The organism is Streptomyces sp. NBC_01454, from assembly GCF_036227565.1.
In the GTDB taxonomy this organism is placed as follows: domain Bacteria; phylum Actinomycetota; class Actinomycetes; order Streptomycetales; family Streptomycetaceae; genus Streptomyces.
Window position 1 is genome coordinate 3,394,169 of sequence record NZ_CP109460.1, and the last position, 17,471, is coordinate 3,411,639.

Here is a 17,471-nt window from a genome sequence, read left to right on the forward strand (position 1 = left end):
CGGACCCGGCCGCCGCCCAGCACCAGCAGATAGTCACAGACCCCGTCCAGCTCGGCGAGCAGGTCCGACGACAGCACGACGGTGGTGCCGTGCTCGGCCGCCTCGGCCAGCAGCAGCGCCGCGATCCGGTGCCGTACGAGCGGGTCGAGGTCGGCCAACGGCTCGTCGAGCAACAGGAGTTCGGGGCGCTTGGCGAAGGCGAGGGCGAGCGCGAGGCGGGTGCGCTGCCCGCCGGAGAGGGTGCCGACACGGGCACCGAGGGGGATCTCGCCGTCGTGGACGAGCCGCTCGGCGTACCGCCCGCTCCAGCGGCCGGGGTTGAGCGCGCGGCCCAGCTCCAGCGTCTCGGCGACGGTCAGCCGGCGGTAGAGCGGCTTGTCCTGGGCGAGATGGGCGATCACGGGGCGGGCCGGGGCGGTGGCGGGGGTCCCGCCGCAGACCCGTATCGAGCCCTCGCTGGGGCGGGTCAGCCCGGCGGCCAGCGAGAGCAGGGTGCTCTTGCCGGCGCCGTTCGGTCCGACCAGTGCGCAGATGCGGCCGGCCGGCAGCCGGAAGGTGCAGTCGCGCAGTGCCCAGCGGCGGCGGTAGCGCTTGCCGAGGCCGATCGCCTCGATGGCGGTGCGCCCCGAGGCCCGGCCGGCCCCTTCGCCCCTGGTCATCGGCCGCATCGCCGCCCCCCTCTGATGCATTCCACTAATTAAGTAGTGAAAGGGTGAGGGAAGTGGGCTGCACCTGTCAACCTCCACTGCGTACGCTGCCCGCGTGCCCCTGCCATCCGTGCCCGTGAGGCCACCGCTGCCGTACACGCCCGACTACCCGATACGCACCGAACGCCTGGATCTGCGCCCCGTCACCCACGACGACCTCGCGGCGATCCACGCCTACCAGCGCCTCCCCGAGGTCTGCCGCTACCTCTACTGGGGACCGCTCGACGAGGCCGGTTCCCGGGCCTCCGTCGCCGCCAAGACCACCCGCACCACGCTGCGCGAGTCCGGCGACGTCCTCCAGCTCGCCGTCGTGGTCCGGGCGAGCGGCGTCCTGGCCGGCGATGTCACCTTCGTCTGGAAGAGCCGTGAGCACCGCCAGGGCGGTATCGGCTACGTCTTCCACCCCGGCCACGCCGGCCACGGCTACGCGACCGAGGCGAGCCGGGCGCTGCTGCGGCTCGGCTTCGAGGAGCTGGGGCTGCACCGCATCCAGGCGGAGCTGGACGGGCGCAACACCGCCTCGGCGCGGCTCCTCGAACGGCTGGGGATGCGCCGCGAGGGCCATCTGCGGGAGAACGAGTTCCTCGACGGGGAGTGGGCCGACGAGGTCGTCTACGCGATGCTGGCGCGCGAGTGGCGGGCGCGGCAGCAGCCCGGACCCGGGCGGTGAGGAGCGGGGCGGGCCGCCGTGGGCCCGCCCCGTGAGGTGTCCTCAGCGGCCCGCTCCCGCGGGCCCGGCGCGCTCACGTCTCCGAGCGGTACATCAGATCCGTCTCATGGGTGGCGAACCCCATCCGCTCGTACACACTGACCGCCGCGGCATTGTCCGCGTCCACGTAGAGCATCGCCGTCGGCAGCCCCTCGGCGGCCAGATGACGCAGCCCGACCGAGGTCAGCGCCTTGCCCAGGCCACCGCCCTGCGCGCCCGGACGGACCCCGAGGACATAGACCTCACCGAGCCCCTCGTCGACGTGCACCTTGGTCCAGTGGAAGCCGACCAGCCGCCCCGCCTTCTCCGCCAGGAAGAACCCCTTGGGGTCGAACCACGCCGCGGCCTTGCGGTCGTCCAGGTCGCGCTGGACCAGTGAGCCCTGCTCCGGGTGGTGCGCGAACGCCTCCGCGTTCACCTCCAGCCAGGCCGCGTCATCGGTACCCGGCTGGAAGGTCCGTACGGTCACCCCCTCGGGGAGCACCGGCTCCGGCAGCTCCAGATCCGTCAGCGGGCGCCGCATCTGCCGCAGCTCCCGGAACATCGTCAGCCCCAGGGTCTGGGCGAGGTGCCGGGCGGCCGGATGCCCGCCGTGCGCCCAGACCCGCAGCCGGCGCCCGGACTGCTCCAGCAGCTCGCCGCCCAGCGCCCGGCCGTGCCCGCGGCCGCGGTGCCCGGGGTGCACCACCAGCTCGGCGGCCGGCGCCTCCACCGGGTCGGTGTCCTCCAGCTGCCCGTAGGCGACCAGTTCCTCGCCCTCGGCCTCGTCGCCGGGTACGTACACCAGCACATGGCGCACGCCGGGGCGCCGGCCCCCGCGCAGCTGCAGCCGCCCCTGCTCGGACACGGCGGGCTGTCCGTCCGTCCGTGCGGCCCGCTCGATCAGATCGACGACGGCCGCGGACGTCTCCGGCGCGACCTCGTCGACCACCTGGATCCTGCGGCCGACCCGGCCCATCTCCTGTGCAGCGTCAGTCATGTGTGAAGCGTACGACCCTGCCGGGTTCCCCGAGGGGTACCACCCGCGCACCCCGCCCCTGACCCGCAACCAGGTCGTCACCTGTTCCCCCTGTTGCGCTACGCGCGTCGACAATAAGCTGCCGTCCGCTCAGGACCATCCAGGAGGGGAACACATGCCAGCGAGACCGCAACGGCGCCGCACCATCAGCAGATTGACGATCGGCGCCGCCGTACTGGCCGCGGCCGCCACGGTCACCGCCGCCGCCCTGCCGGCCGGCGCCGACACCGGCCACGGCGCACACGCCGGCCGCACCGTCGAGGTGCAGCTGCTCTCCTTCAACGACTTCCACGGCAACCTCGAACCGCCGCAGGGCTCCTCCGGCACCGTCGAGGAGCTCCAGCCGGACGGCAGCAAGAAGAACATCACGGCGGGCGGCGTCGAGTACCTCGCCCAGTCGCTGCGCACGGCCCGTAAGGGTCACCCCTACTCCGTCACCGCGGCGGCCGGCGACCTGGTCGGCGCCAGCCCGCTGCTGTCGGGGCTGTTCCACGACGAGCCGACCATCGAGGCGATGAACAAGCTGGGCCTCGACGTCACCTCCGTCGGCAACCACGAATTCGACGAGGGCCGGGCGGAACTGACGCGCCTGCAGAACGGCGGCTGCCACCCCAAGGACGGCTGCTACGAGAAGGGCAAGAAGTTCCGGGGCGCCGGCTTCCCGTACCTCGCCGCCAACGTCACGGACGAGAAGAGCGGAAAGCCGCTGCTCAAGCCGTACACCGTCTGGAAGCACAAGGGCGTCAAAATCGGCTTCATCGGCGTGACGCTGGAGGGCACCCCGAACGTCGTCAGCGCCAACGGCGTCAAGGGCCTGAAGTTCCACGACGAGGTCGAGACGATCAACAAGTACGCCAAGGTCCTCAACCACCAGGGCGTGAAGGCGATCGTCGCCCTCATCCACGAAGGCGGCCTGCCCGCCTCCACCTCGTACAACTACCACTGCGACAGCCCCGGCCCCGGTGACGGCATCTCCGGCCCGATCACCGACATCGCCAAGCACGTCACCCCGAAGGTCGACGCGCTGGTCACCGGCCACACCCACCAGGCCTACGCCTGCACCATCCCGGACCCCTCCGGCCGGCCCCGCACCGTCACCTCCGCGGCGTCCTACGGCAAGCTCTACACCGACACCACGCTGACCTATGACCGCCGCACCCAGGACATCGTGCGCACCCGCGTCAAGGCGCCCGGCGCGGTCAACCACGTCGTCGACCGCACCCAGCCCAAGGCCGCGGACATGACGTCGCTGATCGCCCGCTGGAACAAGCTGGCCGCCCCGGTCGCGAACCGCCCCGTCGGCCACATCTCCGCCGACATCGCGGGCCGCGGCGCCGAGGCCCCCGAGTCACCGCTCGGCGACGTCATCTCCGACGCCCAGCTGGAGGCCACCAAGGCCGCCGACAAGGGCGGCGCCCAGCTCGCCCTGATGAACCCCGGCGGCATCCGCTCCGACCTCGCCTTCAAGGCCTCCGGCCCGGAGGGCGACGGCGTGGTCACCTACGGCGAGGCGTTCACCGTCCAGCCCTTCACCAACATGATGAACGTCGTCGACCTCACCGGCGCCCAGCTCCTGACCGCACTCCAGCAGCAGGTCAGCGGCCCCAACGAGGCCTCCCCGAAGATCCTCCAGGTCTCCAGGGGCCTGACCTACACCCTGGACATGAAGAAGTCCGGCGCGGACCGCCTCGTCAAGGACTCGGTGAAGCTGGACGGCACCGCCCTCGCCCCGGACAGGACCTACCGCGTCGCGATGAACGAGTTCCTGGCCGGCGGCGGCGACGGCTTCCCCGTCTTCAAGGACGCCAAGAACAAGTACGTCGGCCCCTCCGACCTGGACGCCCTCACCACCTACCTGACCGCACACTCCTCGGCATCCACCCCCCTGACCCCGCCGAAGGCGGACCGGATCACGGTGGTGAAGTAGCCCCGGCTCCGCCCCTTCACCGCGCCCCCGCTCCGGCCGTGTGCTGGGGCGGGGGCGCGGGTCGTGAGTGGGCCTCACGCGGTACAGACGAGCATTCCGCCAAGACACCCGATCTCGAACGCGCCGTTCCTCTCGATGTGCTCCGTCACGATCTCCCGGGCCCGCTCCACCGTCTCCTCGAACGGGACCGCATGCTGATCGGCCCACGCGCGATACGACTTCATGTGCGCGATGACCGGCTCGGGACTGCGCACGGCGATGGTTCCCGGCAGCTCAATCGTCTCGACCGTGCCGAACGCCGCGCCGAGCAGGTCCGATGCCCGCTCCAGTGGGAAGCGGGCACTCAGCGAAATCCTGGCCGGTCCCTTCTCCACACCGAGCACATCGCCCGCGGAACGCTCCCACAGACGGTCGAGTTCCGCTTTGTCCCGGGCACTGTTGGTGGACGCCACCACCACTCCGCCCGGTGTGACGACTCGGGCGAGTTCCTTGATCGCCGCCGGAATGTCCTCGACGTGGTACAGCATGTGCAGGGCCAGCGCACCGTCGACACCCGCCGACGCCAACGGCAGGTGCGCGGCATCCGCAACAGCGACGGGACGCGGCACTCCGGCAAGGATGCCGAGCGAGACATCCAGACCGAGCAGCCGCAGGTCGGGCCGGTCCCGCCGCAGACGCTCGATGAACCTCCCGTTGCCGCATCCCACATCGACGACCGTGCCTCGCGTCCGCCGCAACCGCTCGACGACGATGCCCGGCAGGTCGTAACGCGGCGTTTGCCACTGATAGATCGACTGCCGGGCGGAGAGGTGCCGCCCGGTGTTGTAGGCACTCCCGGCAAGGATCGCGCGATCGGTCACGGCGGCGTCGTGCTCAGTCGAATGGTCGGTCACGTCAGCGGCTCCGGGGAGTAGCGGCAGACGCTGCCGCGGGCACAGCAGCGTGCACAATGCGAGCACGCAGATGAGCAATCTGCGGTGAGCCACGGTACTGCGCGGCTCCCAGCTCGTCGGCCAATGCTCCAAGCCGGTTGAGGATGCTGGCGGAAAGCTGCCCCGGCCCGGAGTCCAGAACCGCGCCCAGCAGCACCTCAGCCGCCTCGGTCTCCCCCGCGAGCATGCGCCCCCGAGCGAGGTCGAGGTTTGCGGCGAGCAGGTCGAACGTCGAGCGGTCGTCGGGTGCGGCTGCGTGGTACAGGTTGACTGCCGTCTCAGCGCAATCGATCGCCTGCCGCACATGTTTTGGGCCGCCAATTGCCAAGTGCATGGTTCCGGCGTACGTGAATTGCTTGGCGGTGGGGAAGCCGAAAACGCCGGGCATCATGTCCGGCCCCTTCATCGCGTCTCTGACCTTCTCGGCTGTCATCAGCGCCGCGACGGCGCCTTGTGCGTCACCGGCGACGGCGAGAGCCCTTGCCTCAAGACTCGCGAGCCGAACACCCACGCTCCCGTGGGCCACGTAGCGCTGACCGTGCTTGGCGAGGTCCGCCGCTCGCTGCGGGTTGCCATTCCAAAAGGCAATGAGCGACTCAACCGACCTGACCCAGGCTTGCATCTCGTGGTGCCCGGCAGCCTCCGCGCAGGACCAGGCAGCGCGCGCATGACTGCCCGCTGAGTCGTAGTCGCCGGCATCGAGGCAGACGTGGGCCGACAGACCGCACAGCCTGCTCGCGGCGACCAACAGGTCGGACGTCTGCTGTGGCCGTTGCCGCCCCCGCAGCAGATCGAACGTCTCGTCACGAAGCTCGCGAATCTCTGCGTACAGCTCCTTCAGCGGGCGGCTGACGAAGTGCCGAGCGAGCCGGGCAATATCCGCGTCGAGCTGTTCGACCGTGGTCTCATTCGAGTTCGTCGACGCGATGAACCGCGCGAACCTCGCCGACCGCGCTGCGTCCGCGGCGAGCACACAGGCAGACGGAGGCACGGCTGCCCGCCCGGCAGCGGCCATTGCAGCCGTCGGAGCTGACCGGGCCGTCTTCCCGCATTCCTCTGCCTTGCGCCGCCGACTGGACGCATGGGCCTGATCCAACAGCGCCGGGTCGACACCGAACACCCGCGCCAGGATGCTGCGCGTTCTCTCGGAGGGCAGACGCACCTCGCGCTCGTATCTGCCGATTTCCTTGCCTGTCATCGTGGGCACAGCACTGCCCTCGACCTCGTTGAATTCCGCTGCGACCTTCGCCTGCGTCACCGATCCGCGAGCGTTGCGCAGCCGAACGAGCAGCTCCCCGATACCTGACTCGTTCATCCCACCCCCCAGCACATCTGTACCGGCCCCCATATTGGCCCCCCAATTGGCTCCCTTGCAGGCTCCCGACCCGAATGAGCGATGGCAGTTCACTGAAGTCATGCCGTCACGAAACGTCAGTACTGCACCTACGCGGCCGACCCTGAGCGTCGGTACACCAAGCCCCTCGCTGCCTGGCCCTCCCGAACCTGGTCCGGACAGCCGCCGCCTGCCCGCGAATTCCCGCTCGGACAGGCGGTCGGCGACGGAAGGCTCCGCGGTGAAACCGCAACAACTGAAGTCGGCGGGTGAGGCACCCACAACGAGCCGCGACCGAAGGGCTCCCCTCGACCTCGACGCCATGCGGTACACGATCAGCCGCGCACGAGGTCAGAGCAGCGTGCCGCTCCGCTATGACGAGCTGACCGAGCTGGAGTCCGAACTCCGTGGCCACATCGAAAGGTTGCTGCCGACCACCCGCGAGGCTGTCGACAGGCTGTGGCACGGCGGGACTGTATGGCATCAGCAGATTTCCCGTCTGGACGGCATCGAGCGCCAGGTCGGACAGGGGCTGGGCACAGGTGTGCTCTCCGCACACGTGCAAGTGCAGCAGCTCGCGAAGGACTGCCAATGGCTCATCGACCACCAGAGGCAGCAGTAATGGCTGACCGGTCAGGGCCGCACCTGCCGAAGGTCGCCCCCGATCGGAGGCAGCGACCGCCACACAAGTCGTGGCTCCCGCCCTCGGGGGCCCAGGTGATCCCCGTGCGGATCGGTCCGATCCTGGACGTGGTCGAAGCCCCCGACATCATCGGCAAGGCAATGCTCGCCCTGGGGACCACTCCTGTCCCGCACATCGTCACCCCTGATGACGGCACGGTTCACTGGCTGCTGCCGCATCGCGCCGCCCGCCATCGTCCCTGGCCGTGGGCTCGCATCTCCCGATATGTCAGGGTCCTCACGGGTCTTGAGGAGTTCGGCATACCCGGAAGCTGCCTCACCGGCGGGCCCGGCCCGCACTGGGCGTATCCGGATGGCTGGGTCGGCAGCCACCTCGCTGATGAGTGGCTCGTGGAAGACCTCGCCGTTTGCACCCTCGACCACCTCGGACAGCCGGCGCAGCGCTGCGAACTGTGCCCCGAACCCCTGTGGCCCGAGGACGGCGTTCGTGTCGTTCTCCCCCGCTCTCCCTCGCGGACACTCCCCCGTGCCACCGTCCGCGTCCACGCACATTGCGCCCGGGCACAGGGCTTCACGTGACCGTCGCCGAGCCCGGAGGACCTGGAGGGGGCGGGGCGAAACCCGCCGCGATGGATCACGTCCCTGAGACGGCCCGTGCCCCACCGGTGCGGGCCGGCGACTGCACGACGGGGCGGGGAGAGTCCCCGAACCGCACAACGTGAGGAGGTAAGAGTCATGACACTCAAGGAAGCACTGAAACGCGCAGGAACCGTTCGCGGCGGTGACGAGGACGACGACGGCGGGGGCGGCAACCCGCCGACGGGCGACTCCGACGACGGGCGCGACTACCTGTGCTGACCGGCAGTAGTCTCCCCTGACCTGTGGGGCCGACCGTCTGACACAGGTGGTCGGCCCCTGCCGCCGAGAGGACTTCACCATGCCCAGCCAAGGACCATTCGATCTCCCTGGCCACGTGCAACGAGTTGTCACTCCCCTGAGCAAGCGACTCGTCATCAACCGGCGCGGCTCGACCGTCTGGGACGTACGCGCTCCCGACGGCCGATTCGCCGTCAAGCTGGGCTATCCCAGCCGGACACATGCATGGACGGCGTGGGCCCCCGCCCGGGAAGCCGCCATCCTTCGCCAGCTCATCCCCGAGGAAGTGTGGTCCGGAGAATGGGAGGAAGGCACGTGGAGCGCGCAGCCGTGGCGCGAGGGCCAATCGCTCCACGACCTGTGGGAGCCCCATCGACGGGCGAAGGAACCCGCGGCCCCTTCGCACGGGGACGCGCTTTCATGTGCGGCCGCACTGGCCAAGCTGCATCAGGGCGGATGGGCGCACGGCGACGTCCAGCCCAACCACTTCGTCCTCGGACCCACCGGAACCTTCCTCATCGATCTGGCTCTGGCACATGGCGGCGAGGTCCCCGAAAGCCACGACTTCCGATACCGGGGATGTCTGGTCCACTACGAAGCGCCGGAGATCTCGCGGAGCATCTTGGAGAGCGGCACCGCCGTGCCGACGAAGGAGGCTGACGTCTACGCACTGGGCGCTTCCCTGTTCCTCTCCGCCACCGGCTTCAGGCACGTCTCCTACCCGGACGACGCCAGCCGGGGAGACCAGCGGCAAGCCATCGTGGACAAGCCGCACCGGCCGGTCAACGTGCCGGGCCCGCTGGGCACACTCATGGAGCAGATGATGAGCCGCAATCCGGCCGACCGGCCGAGCAGTGCAGAGGTCTGCCGGGAACTGCGCGGGGCACCCTGAGCCCCTATACGCCGGCCATCCACGCTCCGCGAGCAGGGGGCACCGCCGCCCCTCCCGGAGCACACGGCGCCCCGCCCCTCAGGAAAAGTCCGCCACGTGGTCCCGGGCCCACTCGGCGTACGTCCGGCCCGGATGCCCGGTGACGCGTTCCACGGCGTCCGAGACGGGGAACGACGGCGCGTCGACCATCTTGCCGAACAGCCCGACCAGTTCCCGTGCGGCCTCCAGCGGCAGATGCGGCCCGGCCATCGCCTCGGCCGCCGCCTCCTCGGAGATCTGCTCGACCCGCGTCTCGCGCCCGGTCGCCCGGCCGATCTCGGCGACCTGCTGCGCCACGGTCAGCACCTCCGGGCCGGTGACGAGGTACGCCTGACCCTGATGCGTGCCGCTGCGGTCCAGCAGGGCGACCGCGGCGACGTCGGCGAGGTCGGCCTCGTGCACGGGCGTGCCCTGGGCGCCGGGGTGTGCCTCGCGCACCACGCCGGACGTACGGATCGACGGGGCCCAGGCGAGGGTGTTGGTGGAGTAGTTGCTGCCGCGGAGGAAGGTCCATTCCAGGCCGGAGTCGCGCACCGTGCGCTCCAGGGCGGCGTGCATGCGGGCGATGTGGTTCGAGTCGTCGGCGGGGGTGCCGGTCACCGCCATCGAGGAGTTGAGGACGATCCGGCGGACGCCGGCCGCGACGGCGGCGTCGACCAGCGCCGTCACGGCCCGGTCGCCGCCGGCCGCCAGGTTGAGGAACAGCGCGTCGGCGCCGGCCAGCAGCGGTGCGAGGTCCGGTGTGCCGGTGAGGTCGGCGCGGACCGCCTCGGCGCCGGCCGGCAGAGCGGCGCGCGCCGGATCGCGGGTCAGCGCGCGCACGGCGGCGCCGTCCGCGAGGAGCCGGCCGACAAGGCAGCGGCCGATGTTTCCGGTGGCCCCGGTGACCACGATCACGGGGGCGCGTTCAGGAGAGTTCATGGGATGAGGTCCGTCTTCCGGTTGTCGGGCCAAGGGGCAAGGGGCAAGGGGCAAGGGGCAAGGAAAGTCGAGGAGTTGGTCGGGACGGCGAGGCACGGGGTGAGGGGGCGGCGCGGGGCCGCCGGGCCGGGTGGGGCGGGGCGGCATGGATCAACGGCCCCGGGCGCGGTGGGGCCTCGTCCGGGTCACTCAGAGGTGTGACGGTAGTTCAGCGCGGCCCACAAGCAAGGCAATTTTTTGTCAAGACCGGCACGACAAGCCGGGCATACGCGACTTACGCCCGGGGCAACTTGCGTTCGAGGGACCCGCTCATGGTGGGATGTACGGATGCGCACCCCCACACGCATACCGTCGCCCACGCCCGCCGCGCCGCGTACCGATTCTCTTGCGGCGGGCAGCCCGGACGACCCCGCCGGCGAGACCAGAAAGCTCACCCCGGTCAGCCCGGTCAACCCGTACGCGGATCTGGCGGCCCTCGCCGACCCCGAGCCGGAGCCCGAGCCGGAATTCGACTCGTACGACGCCGACGGCACGCCCCGGCGGCGCAGCTATCTCAACGAGCGCGACGACAGCGACGACCCGCTGGGCCTGGGGCTGCGCTCGGACGACGAGACGGACGCGGCCTGGAAGCCGCCGAACCACCGCCGCAAGAGCCGCAAGAAGCGCGGCATCAGCCGCTTCGCGGCCATCCCGATCGCCCTGAAGCTGCTGGTCGCGGTGCTGGTCGGCACCTCGTTCCTGGCGCTCGGGGACCGGTTCGCGGTGCTGTACGCGCAGAACGCGGCCGCCAAGAAGCTGAAGGAGTCGCTGCATCTGAACGCGACCCCGGAAGTCGACATCCAGGGTTTCCCGTTCCTCACCCAGCTCGCGGACAAGCGCGTCGACCAGGTCAAGGTGACCATTCCCGACCTGGCCGCCGACCGGGTTTCGCTGGCCAAATTCGAGGCCACCGCGAAGGACGTACGTCTCGACGGCGATCTGCCCAGCTCCATCAAGGGCGCCACGATCGGCACGATGAACGGCAGTGTGCTGCTCGCCTTCGACGACATGAACCGCGAACTGGGCGCCTCGCAGGTCAAGTTCAGCGAGATGGGCCCCAACGCGGTCCGGGCGGTCGGCCAACTGCCCATCGCCGGGCATGACTTGCGGGTCCACGCCCAGGCGAACATCCACCGGTCCGGCGACCGCGGCATCTCCACCGAGATCAGCCGGATGCGCCTGGACATCGGCGACATCGCCGTCTACCGCCCCGGCACCGGCAAGGAGGAGGGGCTGCGGCTGACCCGCAAGACCGCGGCGCAGCTCAGCCGGGAGGCCGCCAAGGTCAAGGCGATGCTGAGCATCCCGGCGATCGCCGACCGGATCGGCATCCCCAAGACCTACATCCAGGACGCCCTGAGCAGCGAGGAGAAGCTGCACGAGCTGACCGGCTCGCCGCGCTTCGTCCAGCAGCTGATGAAGGTCAATCTCGTCGATGTGGTCGCGGACCACCCCTGGCTGCTGCAGAAGGTCGGCATCGACCCGAAGATCTTCGGCACGCTGTCCGGCCTGACCAAGCCGCAGATCGCCGACCAGCTGTCGCTGTCCTTCCAGCTCCCCAAGACGCCCGGGAACGTCCGGCTGCGGCACATCACCGTCGAACGGGACGGCATCCGCGCCGACCTCTCGGGGACGGAGCTGCCGTTCGGGGACGCGGCGAAGAAGCACGGCGGGAAGTAGCCGGGAAACGTCCGGAACGGGCCCCGCAGGAGCCCCCGGAGTCCGCCGCCGCTACCGCGGCGTGGGAGGCGGCTCCTGGGGCCGTTGCGGATCCGGCGCACCCGGCGGCGGGGTCGTGGCGCCCGGCAGCGTCAGCACCGCCTCGGTGCCGCCGAGGTCCGCGGACCGCAGCCGTACCGCGCCGCCCGCCTGCTCCGCCGTCCGCGCCACGATCGACAGGCCCAGTCCGCTGCCCGGCAGGCTGCGCGCGGACGGGGAGCGCCAGAACCGCTCGAAGACATGCGGCAGTTCGTCCTGCGGGATGCCCGGACCGTGATCGCGTACGGTCAGCTCGCCGCCGGTCAGCCGGACCTCGACGGTGGCTCCGGGCGGGCTGAACTTCACCGCGTTGTCGAGCAGATTGACCACCGCCCGCTCCAGCGCGGCCGGCTCCGCCCGGACGTACCAGGGGTGCAGGTCCGCCGCGAAGTGCAGCGACGGGCCGCGCAGCCGGGCCCGCTCCAGCGCCGCGCCGACGATCTCGTGCAGCGCGACGACCGCGATGGCGCTCTGCCCCGGCTCCGGGGGCCGCGACAGCTCCTGCAGATCGCCGATCAGCGCCGCCAGCTCCCCCATCTGGGCCTTCACCGAGGCCAGCAGCGCCTCCTTGTCGGCGGGCGGGATCGGCCGGCCGGACTGCTCGCTGCGCACCAGCAGATCGATGTTGGTGCGCAGGGAGGTCAGCGGCGTGCGCAGCTCGTGGCCCGCGTCCGCGATCAACTGCTGTTGCAGATCGCGGGAGGCGGCCAGCGCCGCGGTCATGGAGTTGAAGGAACGCGACAGCCGGGCGATCTCGTCCTCGCCGTCGGCCGGGATCCGGATGGCCAGGTCCTCGGTGCGGGCGACGTGCTCGACGGCGTCGGTCAGCCGGTCCACGGGTTTGAGACCGGAGCGGGCGATGACCAGCCCGGCGGTGCCCGCGCCGACGACGCCCAGCCCCGCGACGGCCGCCAGCAGCAGCGCGAGGCGGTTCAGCGCGCTGTCGACCTCGGTCAGCGGGCGCGAGATGGACACCGCGAACTGCACGCCCTGGACACCGATGTGCTTGGTCAGCACCCGCACGTCCGCCCCGCTCGTGGTGACGGCGTCGTGCAGGGTGTCCCGCTGCACGCCCAGCGCCACCCCGACGTCCGCGGTCTGCACCTTCACCGGCTGGGAGTTGGGCCCGATGCACCGCGAACCGTCGACCTGCACGATCTGGACGTTGTAGAACCCGGGCGGGGCGTTCTTGTTCTCGGTCGGGTCACTGGCCCGGCAGTTGGCGTAGGTCGCCTGCAGATACTCCGCGCCGATGTTGACGTTCTGCAGCGTGTTGTCCACCTCGTCGCGCAGCTGGGCGCGGGTGAGCAGCCAGCAGGCCAGCGCGGAGACCGCCACCGCCACCGCCACCGCGGCCGCGGTGAGCAGGGTCAGCCGCGAGCGCAGCGGCAGCCGTGCGAAGCGGGCGCCGAGCCTGCTGTACGCCGGGCCCGTGCCGCCCGTCGCGGGTGTCCTGGTGCCCTGGCTCATTCCGCACCGCCGTCCGCCCGCAGGACGTAGCCGACCCCCCGCACCGTGTGCACCAGCCGCGGCTCGCCGCCCGCTTCCGTCTTGCGGCGCAGATACATCACGTAGACGTCCAGGGAGTTGGAGGTGGGCTCGAAGTCGAAGCCCCAGACGGCCTTGAGGATCTGTTCCCGGGTGAGCACCTGCCGCGGATGGGCGAGGAACATCTCCAGCAGGGTGAACTCGGTACGGGTCAGCTCGACCGGCCGGCCGGCCCGGGTCACCTCGCGGGTCGCCAGGTCCATCCGCAGATCGGCGAAGGTCAGCGACTCGCCCTCCTCGGGGCCGCCCCCGCCGGCCGCGTACGAGCTGCGGCGCAGCAGGGCACGGATCCGGGCCAGCAGCTCGTCCAGCTCGAAGGGCTTGACGAGGTAGTCGTCGGCGCCGGCGTCCAGCCCGGTGACCCGGTCGCCGACCGTGTCGCGGGCGGTCAGCATCAGGATCGGCACCGTCACCCCGCTCGCCCGCAGCCGGCGGGCGGCGGTCAGCCCGTCCATCCGGGGCATCAGGACGTCCAGCACGATCAGTTCGGGGTCCCAGGCCGCGACCTTCTCGACCGCGTCCAGACCGTCGACCGCCTGCTCGGTCACATAGCCCTCGAAGACCAGGGAACGCTGCAGGGCCTCCCGGACCGCGGGCTCGTCGTCGACGATCAGGATGCGGGCGGGGTGGTCACCGTGCTCGGCGGGGCTCATGTGCGTGGCTACCTCGGGTCGATGGGGAACGGCCGGTCCTCAGCCTTGCACGACGGGGTGCCTCCCGCTGGGGCGACGCGAAGCGTCTCGTACCGGGGCAGGGCGGGACGGGGGACCTCCCAGGGGGAGGGCGGAGGGTCAGACGCCGCCGTTGCTGCCCCCGCTCCCGCCGCCGCGCAGTGAGTCGAGGTCGGCCTTGACGGTGTTGATCGGGATGGCGAAGCCGAGGCCGATGCTGCCCGCCGAACCGCCCGCCGAGCTGTTCGAACCCGAACTCGGCGCATACATCGCGGAGTTGATGCCGATGATCTGCCCCTGCATGTTGATCAGGGCGCCGCCGGAGTTGCCCGGGTTGAGCGAGGCGTCGGTCTGTATCGCCTTGTAGGAGGTCTTCGACGAGCCGGTGTCGCCGTTGAACTGCCGGCCGCCGAACTCGAACGGCCAGCCGCCGCCGTCGCCCCCGTTACCCTGCTGCCCCTGGCTCTCCTCCTTGGGGACGGTGACATCCCGGTTGAGCGCGGAGACGATGCCGCTGGTCACCGAGCCGGTCAGCCCCTCGGGCGAGCCGATCGCCACCACCCCGTCACCCACCGCGACCTTGTCGGAGTCGCCGAGCGAGGCCGCGGTCAGGTTCTTGGCGCCGTTGACCTTGACCATCGCCAGGTCCTTGTCGGGGTCGGTGCCGACGACCTTGGCCGTCTTCCGGCTGCCGTCGCTGAAGGTGACGCTCACCGAGTGCGCGCCGGACACCACGTGGTTGTTGGTGACGATCTCACCGTTGCTGGTGACGATCACCCCGGAGCCGGTGGACTCCCCGCCCGCGGTCCGGGCCTTGATCTCCACGATCGCCGGGCTGACCGCCTTGGCCACCCCGGAGACCCCGCTGCCGCTGGGCTTGTCGCCCGCATTGACCAGCGGGGTGGAGGAGGTGTTCTGCGTCGCCCGGTCGGTGGCGTCGGCGATCAGTGCCGCGCTGCCGCCGCCGATGAGACCGGAGATGAGGGCCACCGCCGCGATCAGCGCGACCGGGCGGCGGGGCCGGCGTCGTGAGGGGGGTTCGTACGGGGGCGGCGGTGGCACCGCCTGCCCCGTACCGCCCGGGACGCCGCCGTGGGCGTCCTGGCCGTGCGCGCTGCCGTACGCGAAGGCGTAATTGTCGGCGTGGGTGCCGTACGAGGACGGCCGGTCCTGGGGCGTCTCATCGCCGCTTCGGCGGTAGTTCTCGGTCATGTCGAAAACATTGCGCCCGGTCCATGAGAAGCGGCTGAGAGCGTCCTGAGAGACCCGACAGAAGTGGGTATGCCCGGTATAAAGGCGCCCGGGCCGGGCTCCGTCGGCTCAGCCGCCGCAGCCGCAGGAGTGCCGCACCACCAGCCGCGACGGGAACTGCCGCAGCCGCTCGCGGCGGGAGCCGACCACCCGCAGCCCGTCGTCCAGCACCAGATCGACCGCCGCCCGCGCCATCGCCTCACGGTCCGAGGCGACGGTGGTCAGCGGCGGATCGGTCAGCGCCGCCTCCTTCACGTCGTCGAAGCCCGCGACCGCCAGCTCACCGGGCACCTCGATGCGCAGCTCGCGGGCGGCCCGCAGCACCCCGATCGCCTGGTCGTCGGTGGCGCACATGATGGCCGGCGGCCGCTGTGGCCCGGCCAGCAGCTTCAGCGCGACCTGGTAGGCGTCGTAGCGGTTGTACGGGGCCTGGAAGTAGCGCCCCTCCGTGGACTTCTGGGACTCCTGCATGGCCCGCCGCCAGCCCTCGACATGGTCGGTGACCGGGTCGCCGGACTTCGGGGTCTCCTCCGTGCCGCCGAGGAAGGCGACGTAGGGGTGGCCGTGCTCCAGCAGATGCCGGGTCGCCAGCTGCGCGCCCCAGATGTCGTCCGTCATCACCGCGACGTCGTCGATGGCGTCCGGCCGGCGGTGCAGCAGCACCACCCGGGCGTCCCAGGCGTCGATCTCGGCGGCCGCGTGCTCACTGGGGCCCTGGCTGATGAGGATCAGCCCGGACACCCGCATCCCGAGGAAGGCGCGCAGATAGTGCACCTCGCGCTCGTCGAGGTAGTTGGCGTTGCCGACCAGGACCATCTTTCCGCGCTCGGCGGCGGCCTGTTCGACGGCGTGCGCCATCTCCGCGAAGAACGGCTGCCGGGTGTCCGGCACGATCAGACCTATGAGGTCGGTACGGCGGGACGCCATCGCCTGCGCCACCCGGTCCGGCCGGTAGCCGAGCTCCTTGATGGCGGCGAGTACCCGCTCGCGCGTGGCCGGGGCGACCGGCCGTGGTCCGTTGTTGATGACGTAACTGACAACGGCGGTGGACGTACCCGCCAGTCTTGCCACATCATCCCGCGTCACCTTGGCCACGCGCGGCAGTCTACGCGGGTGGTGCTACCGGCGGGCAGGCTGCGCCCCGGGGGATTCCGCGCCGGCGCCGAGCGCCTTCCCGGAGCCGTCACCACCCGGTGCGCCGCGGTCGCCCCGCTGCGCCGTGCCCGGGGTCCCCGGGGGTTCAGCCGCCTTCGCGGCCTCGCCCTTGCCCTTGCTCTCGCCCGAGCGCTCCGGCTTCTCCGGCACCACGAAGCGGTAGCCGACGTTGCGGACCGTGCCGATCAGCGACTCGTGCTCGGGACCGAGCTTGGCGCGCAGCCGCCGGACGTGGACGTCGACCGTCCGCGTGCCGCCGAAGTAGTCGTAGCCCCACACCTCCTGGAGGAGCTGGGCGCGGGTGAAGACCCGGCCGGGGTGCTGGGCCAGATACTTCAGCAGCTCGAACTCCTTGAAGGTCAGGTCCAGGACCCGGCCCTTGAGCTTCGCGCTGTACGTCGCCTCGTCCACCGAGAGATCGCCGCTGCGGATCTCCATCGGGCCGTCGTCGGTGGTGATCTGCTGGCGGCCCATGGCCAGCCGCAGCCGGGCCTCGACCTCGGCGGGGCCCGCCGTGTCCAGCAGGACGTCGTCCACGCCCCAGTCGGCGGTGACGGCCGCCAGCCCGCCCTCGGTGACGACCAGCACCAGCGGACAGCCGGGCCCGGTGGACCGCAGCAGCTGGCACAGGGACCGTACGTGGGGCAGGTCGCGGCGGCCGTCGATCAGTATGACGTCGGCCCCGGGGGTGTCGATGAGTGCTGGTCCCTCGGCAGGGGCCACCCGCACGCTGTGCAGCAACAGGCCGAGCGCCGGGAGCACCTCCGTCGACGGCTGGAGTGCATTGGTCAGCAGCAGGAGTGAACTCACGTGCGACCACCTGCCCAGTTCTCGGGTTGGTCCGCCCTTTGCTGTGTGCGGTCCTGCCTGCTTCGCTCGCCCATGACGTCTGGTTCCTCCTCGGTCCCTGCGACGGGGGCACCCCCCGGCCTCGGCCGGGGTGTCTGCGGCACTGCTTCGTACGGGTCCTGACAGCCGCGCGGCACGTGGCTGAAAGCACAAAAGGATCCGGGGGCAACGCTGCCCGGATCCTTCCTGCCCAGCAGAATAGCT

General features: G+C 71.0%; 16 protein-coding genes and 1 pseudogene. 7 read left to right on the forward strand and 10 right to left on the reverse strand.

Annotated features, from left to right (window positions below; translation table 11 throughout):
* Positions 1–139: 139 nt before the first annotated feature.
* Positions 140–689 (reverse strand): annotated as a pseudogene (locus tag OIU81_RS42340) (ATP-binding cassette domain-containing protein); the annotation flags it as partial.
* 73 nt (positions 690–762) lie between these two features.
* Between OIU81_RS42340 and OIU81_RS14780 the strand changes: the two are divergent.
* Positions 763–1,377 (forward strand): GNAT family N-acetyltransferase, encoded by a 615-nt coding sequence (locus tag OIU81_RS14780; RefSeq protein ID WP_329147866.1) that lies wholly within the window; start codon positions 763–765, stop codon positions 1,375–1,377.
* 73 nt (positions 1,378–1,450) lie between these two features.
* Here OIU81_RS14780 and mshD read toward each other — a convergent pair whose 3' ends face one another.
* A complete protein-coding gene (gene mshD / locus OIU81_RS14785; RefSeq protein WP_329147868.1) occupies positions 1,451–2,395 on the reverse strand; it encodes a mycothiol synthase in 945 nt (314 codons plus the stop codon).
* 154 nt (positions 2,396–2,549) lie between these two features.
* Here mshD and OIU81_RS14790 point away from each other — a divergent pair, with 154 nt between their 5' ends.
* A complete protein-coding gene (locus OIU81_RS14790; protein WP_329147870.1) occupies positions 2,550–4,361 on the forward strand; it encodes a bifunctional metallophosphatase/5'-nucleotidase in 1,812 nt (603 codons plus the stop codon).
* A gap of 74 nt (positions 4,362–4,435) precedes the next feature.
* Here OIU81_RS14790 and OIU81_RS14795 read toward each other — a convergent pair whose 3' ends face one another.
* A complete protein-coding gene (locus OIU81_RS14795) occupies positions 4,436–5,254 on the reverse strand; it encodes a class I SAM-dependent methyltransferase (RefSeq protein WP_329147872.1) in 819 nt (272 codons plus the stop codon).
* A gap of 1 nt (position 5,255) precedes the next feature.
* Positions 5,256–6,608: a helix-turn-helix domain-containing protein gene (locus OIU81_RS14800; protein WP_329147874.1), complete on the reverse strand. Its 1,353-nt coding sequence runs from the start codon at positions 6,606–6,608 to the stop codon at positions 5,256–5,258.
* A gap of 259 nt (positions 6,609–6,867) precedes the next feature.
* Between OIU81_RS14800 and OIU81_RS14805 the strand changes: the two genes are divergently transcribed.
* The 4 genes from OIU81_RS14805 (at position 6,868) to OIU81_RS14820 (ending at position 9,036) form a co-directional block, all read left to right on the forward strand.
* On the forward strand, positions 6,868–7,248 hold the full coding sequence (locus tag OIU81_RS14805) for a DUF6415 family natural product biosynthesis protein (RefSeq protein WP_329147876.1): 381 nt from the start codon (positions 6,868–6,870) through the stop codon (positions 7,246–7,248).
* Positions 7,249–7,352: 104 nt separating this feature from the next.
* Positions 7,353–7,847: a hypothetical protein gene (locus OIU81_RS14810; protein WP_329147878.1), complete on the forward strand. Its 495-nt coding sequence runs from the start codon at positions 7,353–7,355 to the stop codon at positions 7,845–7,847.
* Between the two features lie 156 nt (positions 7,848–8,003).
* Positions 8,004–8,126, forward strand: coding sequence for a hypothetical protein (locus OIU81_RS14815; RefSeq protein WP_329147879.1), 123 nt, complete (start codon positions 8,004–8,006; stop codon positions 8,124–8,126).
* A 115-nt stretch (positions 8,127–8,241) separates the two neighbouring features.
* Positions 8,242–9,036, forward strand: a complete 795-nt coding sequence (locus OIU81_RS14820; RefSeq protein ID WP_329147881.1) for a protein kinase domain-containing protein — start codon at positions 8,242–8,244, stop codon at positions 9,034–9,036.
* Between the two features lie 78 nt (positions 9,037–9,114).
* On the opposite strand, the gene OIU81_RS14825 is transcribed toward OIU81_RS14820, so the two are convergent.
* The gene (locus OIU81_RS14825; RefSeq protein WP_329147883.1) at positions 9,115–9,996 is read right to left on the reverse strand and encodes an SDR family oxidoreductase; all 882 of its coding nucleotides are present in this window, start codon (positions 9,994–9,996) and stop codon (positions 9,115–9,117) included.
* A 327-nt stretch (positions 9,997–10,323) separates the two neighbouring features.
* On the opposite strand from OIU81_RS14825, the gene OIU81_RS14830 reads away from it, so the two are divergent.
* Positions 10,324–11,715, forward strand: coding sequence for an LmeA family phospholipid-binding protein (locus tag OIU81_RS14830; protein ID WP_329147885.1), 1,392 nt, complete (start codon positions 10,324–10,326; stop codon positions 11,713–11,715).
* Between the two features lie 51 nt (positions 11,716–11,766).
* Here the strand turns inward: OIU81_RS14830 and OIU81_RS14835 are convergent, their stop codons facing one another.
* The 5 genes from OIU81_RS14835 to OIU81_RS14855 form a co-directional block, all read right to left on the reverse strand.
* Positions 11,767–13,263 carry a sensor histidine kinase gene (locus OIU81_RS14835; RefSeq protein WP_329147887.1) on the reverse strand — a complete coding sequence of 499 codons (1,497 nt, stop codon included), beginning with the start codon at positions 13,261–13,263 and terminating at the stop codon, positions 11,767–11,769.
* The gene (locus OIU81_RS14840) at positions 13,260–13,994 is read right to left on the reverse strand and encodes a response regulator transcription factor (RefSeq protein ID WP_329147889.1); all 735 of its coding nucleotides are present in this window, start codon (positions 13,992–13,994) and stop codon (positions 13,260–13,262) included. Before OIU81_RS14840 ends, OIU81_RS14835 begins: the two co-directional genes overlap by 4 nt.
* A 138-nt stretch (positions 13,995–14,132) precedes the next feature.
* Positions 14,133–15,224, reverse strand: a complete 1,092-nt coding sequence (locus OIU81_RS14845; protein WP_329147891.1) for a S1C family serine protease — start codon at positions 15,222–15,224, stop codon at positions 14,133–14,135.
* Positions 15,225–15,332: 108 nt separating this feature from the next.
* Positions 15,333–16,358, reverse strand: a complete 1,026-nt coding sequence (locus OIU81_RS14850) for a LacI family DNA-binding transcriptional regulator (protein WP_329147893.1) — start codon at positions 16,356–16,358, stop codon at positions 15,333–15,335.
* Positions 16,359–16,382: 24 nt separating this feature from the next.
* Entirely contained in the window at positions 16,383–17,228 is an 846-nt protein-coding gene (locus OIU81_RS14855; protein ID WP_329147895.1) for a response regulator transcription factor, read from the reverse strand.
* Between the last annotated feature and the right edge of the window lie 243 nt (positions 17,229–17,471).

Excerpts from the sequence above, each read along its gene's own strand:
- mshD (WP_329147868.1), bottom strand. The coding sequence starts at position 2,395 with ATGACTGACGCTGCACAGGAGATGGGCCGGGTCGGCCGCAGGATCCAG.
- OIU81_RS14790 (WP_329147870.1), top strand. The coding sequence starts at position 2,550 with ATGCCAGCGAGACCGCAACGGCGCCGCACCATCAGCAGATTGACGATC.
- OIU81_RS14800 (WP_329147874.1), bottom strand. The coding sequence starts at position 6,608 with ATGAACGAGTCAGGTATCGGGGAGCTGCTCGTTCGGCTGCGCAACGCT.
- OIU81_RS14815 (WP_329147879.1), top strand. The coding sequence starts at position 8,004 with ATGACACTCAAGGAAGCACTGAAACGCGCAGGAACCGTTCGCGGCGGT.
- OIU81_RS14825 (WP_329147883.1), bottom strand. The coding sequence starts at position 9,996 with ATGAACTCTCCTGAACGCGCCCCCGTGATCGTGGTCACCGGGGCCACC.
- OIU81_RS14830 (WP_329147885.1), top strand. The coding sequence starts at position 10,324 with ATGCGCACCCCCACACGCATACCGTCGCCCACGCCCGCCGCGCCGCGT.
- OIU81_RS14835 (WP_329147887.1), bottom strand. The coding sequence starts at position 13,263 with ATGAGCCAGGGCACCAGGACACCCGCGACGGGCGGCACGGGCCCGGCG.
- OIU81_RS14840 (WP_329147889.1), bottom strand. The coding sequence starts at position 13,994 with ATGAGCCCCGCCGAGCACGGTGACCACCCCGCCCGCATCCTGATCGTC.
- OIU81_RS14845 (WP_329147891.1), bottom strand. The coding sequence starts at position 15,224 with ATGACCGAGAACTACCGCCGAAGCGGCGATGAGACGCCCCAGGACCGG.